General features: G+C 69.8%; 22 protein-coding genes. All 22 read right to left on the bottom strand.

The features are described from left to right. Positions 1-17: 17 nt before the first annotated feature. The 22 genes from A3CU_RS0122795 to A3CU_RS0122690 all read right to left on the bottom strand — a co-directional run bounded on the left by A3CU_RS0122795 (position 18) and on the right by A3CU_RS0122690 (position 9,320). On the bottom strand, positions 18-944 hold the full coding sequence (locus A3CU_RS0122795; protein WP_027944252.1) for a hypothetical protein: 927 nt from the start codon (positions 942-944) through the stop codon (positions 18-20). A gap of 240 nt (positions 945-1,184) precedes the next feature. Further along, positions 1,185-1,370 (bottom strand): zinc finger domain-containing protein, encoded by a 186-nt coding sequence (locus A3CU_RS55725; RefSeq protein WP_425388272.1) that lies wholly within the window; start codon positions 1,368-1,370, stop codon positions 1,185-1,187. Positions 1,371-1,435: 65 nt separating this feature from the next. Beyond that, on the bottom strand, positions 1,436-1,642 hold the full coding sequence (locus A3CU_RS0122780; RefSeq protein ID WP_027944249.1) for a hypothetical protein: 207 nt from the start codon (positions 1,640-1,642) through the stop codon (positions 1,436-1,438). Next, on the bottom strand, positions 1,639-1,824 hold the full coding sequence (locus A3CU_RS52640) for a hypothetical protein (protein ID WP_156960504.1): 186 nt from the start codon (positions 1,822-1,824) through the stop codon (positions 1,639-1,641). Before A3CU_RS52640 ends, A3CU_RS0122780 begins: the two co-directional genes overlap by 4 nt. Beyond that, positions 1,821-2,402 (bottom strand): GIY-YIG nuclease family protein, encoded by a 582-nt coding sequence (locus A3CU_RS0122775; RefSeq protein WP_027944248.1) that lies wholly within the window; start codon positions 2,400-2,402, stop codon positions 1,821-1,823. The genes A3CU_RS52640 and A3CU_RS0122775 overlap by 4 nt, the downstream gene beginning before the upstream one ends. Continuing rightward, positions 2,399-2,959 (bottom strand): hypothetical protein, encoded by a 561-nt coding sequence (locus tag A3CU_RS49970; protein WP_027944247.1) that lies wholly within the window; start codon positions 2,957-2,959, stop codon positions 2,399-2,401. The genes A3CU_RS0122775 and A3CU_RS49970 overlap by 4 nt, the downstream gene beginning before the upstream one ends. A 2-nt stretch (positions 2,960-2,961) precedes the next feature. Continuing rightward, positions 2,962-3,762 carry a phage antirepressor KilAC domain-containing protein gene (locus A3CU_RS49965; protein ID WP_052372004.1) on the bottom strand — a complete coding sequence of 267 codons (801 nt, stop codon included), beginning with the start codon at positions 3,760-3,762 and terminating at the stop codon, positions 2,962-2,964. Next, positions 3,759-4,187, bottom strand: coding sequence for a GIY-YIG nuclease family protein (locus tag A3CU_RS53570; protein WP_027944246.1), 429 nt, complete (start codon positions 4,185-4,187; stop codon positions 3,759-3,761). The genes A3CU_RS49965 and A3CU_RS53570 overlap by 4 nt, the downstream gene beginning before the upstream one ends. Continuing rightward, positions 4,184-4,483 carry a hypothetical protein gene (locus tag A3CU_RS53565; RefSeq protein WP_027944245.1) on the bottom strand — a complete coding sequence of 100 codons (300 nt, stop codon included), beginning with the start codon at positions 4,481-4,483 and terminating at the stop codon, positions 4,184-4,186. Before A3CU_RS53565 ends, A3CU_RS53570 begins: the two co-directional genes overlap by 4 nt. Before the next feature lie 81 nt (positions 4,484-4,564). Then, positions 4,565-5,452 carry a DUF2303 family protein gene (locus A3CU_RS46150; protein ID WP_052372003.1) on the bottom strand — a complete coding sequence of 296 codons (888 nt, stop codon included), beginning with the start codon at positions 5,450-5,452 and terminating at the stop codon, positions 4,565-4,567. Then, complete coding sequence (locus A3CU_RS46145; RefSeq protein WP_052372002.1) at positions 5,449-5,805, bottom strand: hypothetical protein; 357 nt, start codon at positions 5,803-5,805, stop codon at positions 5,449-5,451. Before A3CU_RS46145 ends, A3CU_RS46150 begins: the two co-directional genes overlap by 4 nt. Further along, positions 5,798-5,971, bottom strand: a complete 174-nt coding sequence (locus A3CU_RS52630; protein ID WP_156960501.1) for a hypothetical protein — start codon at positions 5,969-5,971, stop codon at positions 5,798-5,800. The genes A3CU_RS46145 and A3CU_RS52630 overlap by 8 nt, the downstream gene beginning before the upstream one ends. Next, a complete protein-coding gene (locus tag A3CU_RS46140) occupies positions 5,968-6,246 on the bottom strand; it encodes a hypothetical protein (RefSeq protein ID WP_156960500.1) in 279 nt (92 codons plus the stop codon). The genes A3CU_RS52630 and A3CU_RS46140 overlap by 4 nt, the downstream gene beginning before the upstream one ends. Beyond that, positions 6,243-6,530, bottom strand: coding sequence for a hypothetical protein (locus A3CU_RS0122730; RefSeq protein WP_027944244.1), 288 nt, complete (start codon positions 6,528-6,530; stop codon positions 6,243-6,245). The genes A3CU_RS46140 and A3CU_RS0122730 overlap by 4 nt, the downstream gene beginning before the upstream one ends. Then, positions 6,527-6,703 carry a hypothetical protein gene (locus A3CU_RS52625; RefSeq protein ID WP_156960499.1) on the bottom strand — a complete coding sequence of 59 codons (177 nt, stop codon included), beginning with the start codon at positions 6,701-6,703 and terminating at the stop codon, positions 6,527-6,529. The genes A3CU_RS0122730 and A3CU_RS52625 overlap by 4 nt, the downstream gene beginning before the upstream one ends. Next, a complete protein-coding gene (locus tag A3CU_RS0122720; protein WP_027944243.1) occupies positions 6,700-7,056 on the bottom strand; it encodes an HNH endonuclease in 357 nt (118 codons plus the stop codon). Before A3CU_RS0122720 ends, A3CU_RS52625 begins: the two co-directional genes overlap by 4 nt. Next, positions 7,053-7,754: a hypothetical protein gene (locus A3CU_RS49960; protein WP_052372001.1), complete on the bottom strand. Its 702-nt coding sequence runs from the start codon at positions 7,752-7,754 to the stop codon at positions 7,053-7,055. The genes A3CU_RS0122720 and A3CU_RS49960 overlap by 4 nt, the downstream gene beginning before the upstream one ends. Continuing rightward, complete coding sequence (locus A3CU_RS0122710) at positions 7,751-8,308, bottom strand: hypothetical protein (protein ID WP_027944242.1); 558 nt, start codon at positions 8,306-8,308, stop codon at positions 7,751-7,753. The genes A3CU_RS49960 and A3CU_RS0122710 overlap by 4 nt, the downstream gene beginning before the upstream one ends. Next, positions 8,301-8,441, bottom strand: coding sequence for a hypothetical protein (locus tag A3CU_RS52620; protein WP_156960498.1), 141 nt, complete (start codon positions 8,439-8,441; stop codon positions 8,301-8,303). The genes A3CU_RS0122710 and A3CU_RS52620 overlap by 8 nt, the downstream gene beginning before the upstream one ends. Beyond that, entirely contained in the window at positions 8,438-8,737 is a 300-nt protein-coding gene (locus A3CU_RS0122700; RefSeq protein ID WP_027944241.1) for a hypothetical protein, read from the bottom strand. The genes A3CU_RS52620 and A3CU_RS0122700 overlap by 4 nt, the downstream gene beginning before the upstream one ends. Beyond that, positions 8,734-9,138: a hypothetical protein gene (locus A3CU_RS0122695; protein WP_027944240.1), complete on the bottom strand. Its 405-nt coding sequence runs from the start codon at positions 9,136-9,138 to the stop codon at positions 8,734-8,736. The genes A3CU_RS0122700 and A3CU_RS0122695 overlap by 4 nt, the downstream gene beginning before the upstream one ends. Then, entirely contained in the window at positions 9,135-9,320 is a 186-nt protein-coding gene (locus A3CU_RS0122690; protein WP_027944239.1) for a hypothetical protein, read from the bottom strand. The genes A3CU_RS0122695 and A3CU_RS0122690 overlap by 4 nt, the downstream gene beginning before the upstream one ends. Positions 9,321-9,332: the final 12 nt, after the last annotated feature.

Below are 9,332 nucleotides of genomic sequence, written 5' to 3'. Positions count from 1 at the left end.
CGCAGGGCGTGGGGCTCTCAGCCACGCTCGGCCTCCTCGGCGTCGCCGCTCTCACCGGCAGGACGGGCCAGGCATGCCCGGATCTGCCGCGTGCTGACGTGCTCGGCGTGACCGCAGTCTCCGGACAGCGCGGTGAGCACGCGCTGCATGGTTTCGGTGGCGTTGCGCCACTGGCTGGCGGAGGCTTCGGCGGCGGCCAGCTTCTGGCTGAGGTCGGCCAGTGCGGGTGCGATGACGGCCACGGCGGCATCGACGAACGAGTCGGACTCCTCGTCGCCGCCGTAGCTGGTGAAGCCGTTGTCGTAGCCCCAGCGTTCGGCGTCGAGCTTGCGGAACGCCTCGGCGATGTGCACGCGCAGGGCGGCGGTGTCGGCTGGCACATGCTCACTCGACAGGCTCACCACATGCTCATGAGCATGTGCGGGCCCGAGGCGTACGGCGTCGGCGGGACGCTCGTTCGGCAGCCCGTCATGCCGCAGCGAGACGCGGTGCTTCTCGTAGCGCCACCACACGCCGTCCTCGCAGTCGATCAGCCCGTGTGTTGGGCTCAAGTACAGCTCGGGCACGGCGGTGGCGGCAGTCTGGTCAGGCCGCAGCGGTTTGATCCGGAGTCGGGAGCAGTCGCCACAGTCCGCGCCGTCGCGGAAGCCGACTCCATTACAGGAGTCGCATATGCCGTAACCGGCGTTGTGCAGGAGCGAGATGTGGATCAACTCGTCGTCGGTCGCGGCTTTCCGGAGCGCTTCGAGGTCCCGCGAGTACAGCGGCGGTACGCCTTCGAGCTTGTCCAGCTCGGCGACAGTGATCATGCCGTCGCCGAATTCCTCGAGGAAGAACCGGACTCGTTCGGCGGCGCGGGCCGGGTCGGGCAGGTCGAAGCTGTCGTCGGCGATGCCGTCCGGCTGCTCGGGCACGGCGGTCTCGGTGGTGGTCTGGTCAGGCATCGGGTCAGTCCTCTCCGCAGTAGCAGGCGTCGCAGGCGGTGCAGGTGCCGCAGCCGCGGCAGAGCGCGCGCCGGTGGCANCCGCAGACGGGGTTCACGTCGTNGTCGGGGGTGTAGGTGTCGGGAATGGNCGGGCCGTTGCCGCGGTGGNNGTCGGCCTGANAGCGCCGCCACGCTTCGGGCGATGAGNCGGCGTTGAGCGCCTCGATGTCCTCGGGCCGGGTGTTGGGGGGCTGGTCGGTCACGGTGTCTCCGATCGGTTGGCTTCGCGCGCGGGCGCCGGCTGGCGACCGGTCGCCGTGCGGGCGTCGTGGAAGTGGTGGTCGAGGTCGCGGCGGCCGCCGGGGCGCCGGCTGGGGCTGGTGCATCGCTGGCGTGGTGCGGCGCCGCAGGCGGGGCATGGGCGCAGCAGCGGGTTATCGGCCACCTCGCCGCCGTTCGGGCCCCAGAACAGGCCATCCCGAGATCCGCNGGCGCGCGACCGCCACCCGGTCACCGCGTGGCTCCCGGTCTCGGCCGAGCGTCGAGCGGGAAGCGGTGCAGCGCGCTGGCGATGAGTTCGGTGGCGAACTCGGTGGTGGTTTTGCCCTGCACCTCGACCTCGTCCCAGTTGTCCAGCGGGTCGAACTGGGTGCGAAGCTCAGCGACGGCCTGCCGGGCGGCATCGCAGGGTGCGCAGTCGCGTTCGTGGACGGTCACGATGCCTCTCGTTCGGGTCGCTGGGGCTTGCTGGTGAGGTGCCAGCCGAGGCAGTCCGGGCACTGGTAGACGCGGGTTTCGAGCCGGCGTCCGGGTTTGGGCGTGGACCAGATGCGGCTCAGGACCCGTGCGGCGCGCTGGGCGCTGCGGTAGCGGGTTTTGCCGCTGGGGCAGGCGGTCACGGTGTCGCTCGCTTGTTCAGGTAGGGCTTGAACTGGTCGAGGAACCGGCCCTCGACCTCGTAGGCATGGCCGCGATCGCGGCACTTGTAGGCGTGCCAGGTGCTCCAGCGCTTGCCGTCTCGGGCGTGGGCCTTCATGCGGTTGGCGAACGCTTTCGTGCTGCCGACGTAGCAGGGCTTGCCACTGGCGTCGTAGAGCACGTAGACCACGCAGATACCGAACGGCGGGAGGTCGGGATCGGAGTACGGGAAGGTGCCCAACCAGACCTCAGGAAGCTGACGTTTCGCCTCCTCGGCCTCGGCCGCTCGGGCGCGGACGGCCTGGATGTTCGGGAGCACCGCGGCCCACCGCTTCCCGGTGAATCCCGGGAGAAAGCCGGGTTGCTTGCCCTGGCCGCGGAGCGTGGTGTAGACGCGGTTGAGTTCGGCCCAGCCGATCCGGCGAGCGTTGAAGTCACGGGCGAGCGCGTGGATCAGCTGGTCTTCCGCCTCGCGCTGAGCGTGCTCAAGCTTGTCGCGCTTGGCCACGATCAGTTGCAGGTGCTGCAAGGTGGCCTCCCATGCGTGGTTGTTGGTCATCCGGCGGTCCTCAAGTGATGGCATCGGGGGCAGCGAGCCGGGCGGCCGTCGTCGAGTTCGATCTGCCGGGTGCGCTCGTCGCACTGTCCACACCAGGTGTGGACAACTTCGAGCTTGGCTCGGGATTTCTTGCCCCCGGCCCTCTCTCCCGAAGGGAGAGGGCCGGGACGGGACGGGGCACCGTTACTGCCCCCGTTACGTAACGCGTTACGTGACGCGTTATCGGTGTTTTTCTGGCGCTCGCGGTACTCCTGCTGGCGCCTGCGGTTGTTCGCCTTGCGTTCCTTCTCCCGCTCGGCGGTCGGGTTGTGGTCGAGCCAGTCGTGGAACTGGTAGCCGTTCTCAGCACGCACCCACAGCCCCGCAGCTACGAGCTTGCTCGCCAGCTTCACCGCGCCCGGGAGCAGCCGCGGGAGCACGTAGTCCGGCACGAACCCGTTCGTCAGGCCCGCACTGCACCACGATCCCGCGACCACCCACAGGCCCAGCGCGGCCGGGTCGGTCGCCATCACCTTGGGATGCGAGTGGAAATGGTCGTCCACCTTGAACCACGTCACGGTCAGCTAACCCCGCCGAGCGTCAGCCGCAGCGGCCGCTCACCCCCGAGACGCCTATGCAGCTCGCGCAGCCCCTTCGCGGTCACGCGGACCTGACTGCCGAGTTGCGGTTCCTTCGTGTGCGGGTGCTCGTAGGGCAGCATCCGGCACGCCAACCGCCCGCTGTCGACCTCCCGCTGATACGGCCGGCCCTTCCCGTCGACCCACCCGAGGTCGTGCAAGCTCTTCATGAGCCGGTTCTGGCCGGTCGCGATCGCCGAGTCACGGTTGAGGATCTGCGCGGCCTCGCGCAGTGAGTAGTCCCCGACATCCTCACCGGCCAGGGTTTCCCACGCATGTGCCGCCGGTTCCAGCGCCTTCACTTGCTGCTCGGCGAGCGCGGCCTGGTCTTCGGCCTCGATCACCATTTGCGCCAGCTCGCGGCGCGACAGCTGGCGCGGCACCCCGAGCTCGTTCTGCCGGGTGCTCACTGCGAAATAGGTCTGTGCCGCAGCGACTTCCGGTTTGTTCGGGTCGCCGTTCATCGCGACGAGGTAGGCCGCGTAGCGGGACAGCTCGAAGTCCTCGCGCGGTCGGCCACCGGACTTTTCCCGGGATCCCCGGAAAAGGTCCGTGGTGTCCATGCCGGTGTTGCTCGCGGTCTGCATGGCCCGGGCGATGGCGGGCTGCAGGTGCTCCCACCGCGTGTAGCCCATAAGTACCTGCAGGCTGCGGGCGGACCAGAACTCCGTGCCGTCCGGGCGAGTCCGCTTGATGCGGTCGAACGGCGAGCCGTCGGGGCCGGTGGTGGTGATCTCGTTCATGCATGACCCCCAAGGGCGATCGACTTGAACACGTTGAATCCGGCATTGACGCGGGCTTCGAACGCCTCGCGGTCGCCGCGGCTCTTCGGCAGCCCGACCGCGTACTGCTGCACGTCGTCGTACGGCACGGAGAAGTACTCGCCACGGCGTGAACTGGACACGCCAGCGAGGTCCCGGCAATAGGCGATCACCGCGCGCTCATTCGCCGCAGCCTCGGCGTGCGGGCCCGAGACCCACACGCGCGTCACGAGCCGGCCGAAGTTCCGGCCGTCCCGCTCGTGCTGAGCCATGCGCGTTTTCGGGTTGGCCGTGATGCCAACCTTCACCCCGTGCTCGCCGAACTCGACGACGTAGAGGTGCGACTCCAGGCCCTCGATCAACGGTTCGCCGTCGTCGGGGATCTCGAACGGGATCCGCTCGGTCATGCTGCGGCCTCTTTCGGTTGGTGCGGCGCGAGTCCGAGGCAGTCGCGGATCCTCGCGGCGGTGTAGGTGCTCATGCGGGTGTGTTCGGCGATCTGCACATCGGTCCAGCCGAGTTCGTGCAGGTGCCACACGAGGTCTTCGCGGTCGCGTGTGGACAGCGCTTCGGCGGGCAGTTCGCCAGCGCACGCGGCTTCCCAGCGCCACCGTGGTGAGCGCAAGCCGGACGGGGCGGGCGAGGCGGTGAGCTGGCAGCCCGTACTCGTTGCCTCGCGTGGCAATTTGAGCTTGCGGCGCACAGCGCACCTCCTTTCGTGGTGTAGACACCGGGCCGCCCCGCGGTGGTCGGGGCATCTCGGGGCGGCCCGGCAGTTTGGGGGTTATCGCTGCGGGGTGAGCGCGGCGGGTGCGGCGCCGAGCAGCACCGGCACGTTGTGGTCGTCGGGTCCGGGGTTGAGGCCTTCGGCGATGGTTTGGCGGATGTCGGCGAACGCGTCGCGCTGGGCGAGGTCGGGGCGGTGGAGCTTGTAGCCGATGGACAGCTGCCCGCCGTCGACCGTCCAGCGCAGCCGCGCGGCGAGTCCGCGCGCAGGGGTGCCGAGGAAGGGCGCCAGGGCGACGGTGAACTGGCGGGGTACCTCGATCTGCCCGGCCCGGGTGGCCTTGGCGGTGGTTTCCTCGTTGTAGGTGAGCTGCACGTCGCCGGTGGTGAGGTTCACCCCGCCGGAGAACTCGGCCTTGCGGTGGGCCTTGAACGTGGTGGCGACCTCGAGGAAGTCAGCGGGCGCGGGCTCGAGGATCGCGGCGGCGTGGTCTTCGAGGAATTCGGCGAAGGCGAGCTGGGCGAACCACTTGCCGTCGTGCTGCTGCCACGCCCGCCACTCCGGGTCGAGCTGCAGCTGGAGAGTGGCGGTGTGGTCGCGCCAGCCCGCGAAATCGGCGTCTGCGTGGTCGTTGAACACCGCGGTGAACCGGGCCTTGTCCTCGTCGCCCCAGACGGTGGTGTACGTGTCGGCGAGGCGCTGGACGTAGGCGATGAAATCCGCCGGGTCGTACAGGGTGGCGGTGCCGCGGTGCCGGCGCGGGTAGTCCAGCAGCCGTTCCAGGTCGTGCACCACGGTGGACTCGTCATTCCGTTCGGTGCGAACGATGATCGAGTCCAAAGCGGTTTCGACCGTGTACGGCTCGGGCTTGGCCACGGCGGCTACGCGGCGGGCGAGGTCTTCCACGCGCTCGGCAGCGCTGGCCATGTCGCTGGGCTGGGTCACTTGAGGTTCTCCTGCTGAATCGACGGGGTGAACAGAACCGGCTGGTTCGGGTCGGTGCGCACGAGGTCACCGAGATCGGTGGCGAAGAAGATCGACGCGGGCCGGTCGAACTTCGGGACGCTGCTCTTGATCTCGTCCGAGACGAAGATCGCGCCCTCCACGGCCGGTTGCGGCTTGAGCACGAGCGTGAGCTGCAACTTGCCTTGCTTTTTGGTCTTGACGACCTCGCGCGCGATCTCGGCGAGTGCTTCGGACAGCTCGCGGTGGGTCTTACCGCGGGCGAGTTCGAGCAGGAACGCCGCGAAATCACGCGGCCCGTCCTCGCTGTCGAGAATGGATGGTTGGTCAGCCAATGGTTTTCCTTTCACTGGTCGGGCTGTCCATGACAGGAGTGAATTCGCCGCCCCGGTCCTGCTCGTCGAGCAGCGCGGCGTATTCGTCGGTCAGCCACGTCGAGCCGTCGCCGACGAGCCACGCGATGGACCATTCCCGGAGGCGCTCGACCAGGCGGCGGATCATCGCTGCCTCCGGTACATGGCGGCGTCCGGGCAGGTGGCGTGATGCTCGGTCCTCAGTTGCGCGCCGTTAGCGCGGGCGCCGGCCAGCTGCCGGGCGGTGAGCACCGCGGCAACGAGCTGCCCGCGATCCATCTGCAGCAGCACGTTTCCCTTGGGGCTCGGCGAATAGTCGATCGGCATGCTCGTGCCTGTCTTCGCCGAGACGGCCCACACGATCGACGCCTTGCACGTGCGGCACACCGCGTGCCGACCGGCGAGGTTGAGCGAGGCGGTCACCGCGACCACCCCGCCCGCTCGGCCTCGGCCCGCTGCCGCATCCGCTCGACGCGCGCGTCGGCGGCCACACGGGCGGCCGCGTGGCGCGTGCAGTACGGGTGCTGTCTGCCGCGCAGCTCCCACCGCCCCAACTGGGTGCAGGCCGGCCAGCCAGGTTGCGGTAGTCCGCCGCCACACTGGATATCGGTGGTGATCGGGCGCGCGTCCGGGCTCTGCTTGCAGACGGTCAGCGCGTCGAGCCCGGCCGACGCGGTGCTGGGCTGGCGGATCTCATGCACAGTCATGCCAGCCCCAGCCGGTGCAGGTAGGACACGGCGACGGCGGCGCCGAAGCAGGCGCCGATGAGGAACACAGCGAGCCAGCCGCCGGCCGTGATGACGGCATGGGCGGCGCGGTCCCAGCGGGCGGCGCGGCGTGCGCGGGACTGCCGCGGGGTTTCAGTGATCCGGACTGTCATGTCGTCTCCAGAGCGGGAGTGCGGAACGTGCCGTCGTCGGCGAGCAGCACCAGGCCGTGCCAGAGCACGACCGGCACGTCGGCCGGAAGGGTCTGGCCACGGCGCACGAGCCAGCCGCAGGTTTCGGCGAACGCCCGGCGGCCGTGGGTGTCGGTGACCTCGCGGTGGCACGGGCCGCAGAGGTGCAGCAGATTGGGGGGCTGGTTGACCCAGGGCTCACGCGAGCCGCCCATCTGCCGGCCGCACCGGTGGTGGATCTCCTCAGCCCGACGCGTGCCGCACTTCTCGCACACGCCGCCCGAGCGGGCGTGCACGATCGCGCGGACCGCAGCCGGGATCTGCTGCGCCTTCACCGTTTGCCCTCCTGCAAGAGGTGGTCGAGGTACTCGGCCAGCAGCGCGGTGTTCGCGCGCAACAGCTGTTTCCCCTTGGACCACTTGGTGAAGTCGGCCGCGGTCTGCGCCGCCGAACGGCCCCGTCGTTTCGTGATGTCCCGGATGCGCTCGCGCAGCTTGGTCGGCTCGTCCGGCACATCGGCCGGTGCGGGCTCGTCGACGGGCTCGGCCGCCGGATCGGCGTCCGGCTCGACCGGGAGCGGCCCGGCGGACGCGGGCTCGCGCTTCCACATGTCCAGCGCCACGCCCATGGTCATTGCGGCGTTCCTGATCGCGTCGCCGATCAGTTCTTTCCAGAACACGCCGCCGCGCTTGCCAGGCGCGTCGCCCACACCGAGCACGGTCTTGCCACCGACGGTGAGCCGGATCCACAGACATCCGTCCTGCAGCAGCGGCAAGCCTTCCGGGGTGAGCGCCATTGGTTCCCACGCCCAGTCCGGGTCGACGCTGTTGAGCCGCTCGCGCACGTAGGCGTGGCCGACGTAGTCGAGGTGGACGTGCGCGGTCGTCAGCGTCCGGCCGCACTCGGCGCACTCGGCCCACTTGTGCGCGGTGCAGCCGCCCACCTTGCATGCCTGGCAGGTGATCTCCGGCCGGGAGCCGACCGCGTCGTCGGGGAACGGCGCGGCCAGCTTGGCCAGCAACTCCGGCGTCATGAGTCGCCGCCGGGGAGCACCTCGAACAGGTCGATCTCACCCCGGTTGAGCATCTGCACCACCGCGGGCATCGCCTCGTCGGTGAGCAGGCACGCCACCGCACCCTCACGGACCTGGACCTCGACCCCGGGGATCTCGGCTTCGCCGCCGGGCCCGACCACCACACCACGCTTGCTGGACTCGGTGAGGATCGCGCGGACGATGTCCGGGTCCGACTTGCGCACCTGCCGCACCAGATGCGGCGCGTGCACAAGCAGAACTTCCTTGATCTCCTCATCCGCGCCGTCGACGAAGACGAGATCTTCGATCAGGCGCTCCGGGTAATACTCGGCGATCCACTCGCGCAACGCTGCCGCGTCGGTGACCAGCGCCAACGGCTTCGGGTCCTTTTTGAACACTGCGGCGATCTTCACCCGGTCCGCGGTTTCCGCCGTCAGCCGGTCCCCGCGTGTCATCCGGGCCGCGATCTCCGCCCGCGCCTGGTCGTACAGCCCTTTGATGTGGTCCGCGAGCAGCTTGTACGCGGCCACCCTCACAGTCAGGTTGTCACTCACACTCGTCCTCGGGGTCGTGGTTGTCCTCGCCGCCCTGGGCGGCCTTCCTGCCCTGCCCAGCCGCCGCGATCTCCGCGGCGCGCAGGTCACACATGTCCTCCGGCCAGCCGTCGCCGAGACGCGTCGCCATCACGAACCGTCCACAGTGGTCGCGGCGAGGCTGGCCAGCTCGGTCTGCACCGACAGCTCCACCGGGCCGAACTCGGTCTCGATCACCGCGACCTCACGGCCGTCGCGGCGGTACACACGGTCGGCATAAGCGGGCGCCAGCCGGGCGAACTCCCGGAACACGGCCGCGTGCGGCGCGACCAGGTGCAACCGCATCGAGAGCCCGGGCAGGTGCAGCCCGGGATTCGCGCGGATCATCACGGCGATGCGCTCCAGCGCCTCGGCCTGCCGGACGTGTTCCGGCTTCTCGGTGGTGGTCATCGCGGGCTCACTCCGATCTCGACGACGATGGGTTTTCCAGAGGTGGGTGACTGCTCGACGAGCGCCTGGCGGGCGGCGCGCGGCGCGCACACACGGCAGGTCTCGGCCACGGTGAGCGGCTCGGTCGGGTCGTTGTCCGCCGGGTCGCCGTACACGGTCACGTCCGCCAGGTGAGCTGGGTCCACGTCGCACCAGGTGCACGGCCCCGGGGGGTCGGCCTCGACCAGACGCACGTCGGCGCCGAGCTGGGTGAGTTGATCGGCCAGGTCCAGCAGTTCGGCGGCCGACTCATGCGCGGCACGGTGCTCGTCGAGGCGATGCTTCCCGCCGCTGCCCGGCTCGACCGTGATTCCCGCATCGGCCAGCAGCCCGGCCAGGTGCTCGTCCATCAGCGCGCTCACGCCGCCATCACCCCTTCCTGCTGCTCGTCGTCCCCGTCGGGCGGCTGCGCCCACTCCGGGCTGTCCTCGCGGTGCTGGCGCTCCAGCAGGCGCGGGTCGATCCGCTGCACCCGGCCGAAGCCGTGCGCCTGGTCGAGCCGAACCGCCGTGCGCTTCGGCTTGCTAGCCTTCTTCCTGGCCACCGGTTTCTCCTT

The organism is Amycolatopsis taiwanensis DSM 45107, assembly GCF_000519205.1.
GTDB lineage: Bacteria > Actinomycetota > Actinomycetes > Mycobacteriales > Pseudonocardiaceae > Amycolatopsis_E > Amycolatopsis_E taiwanensis.
This window is presented reverse-complemented; position numbering and strand designations above follow the sequence as displayed.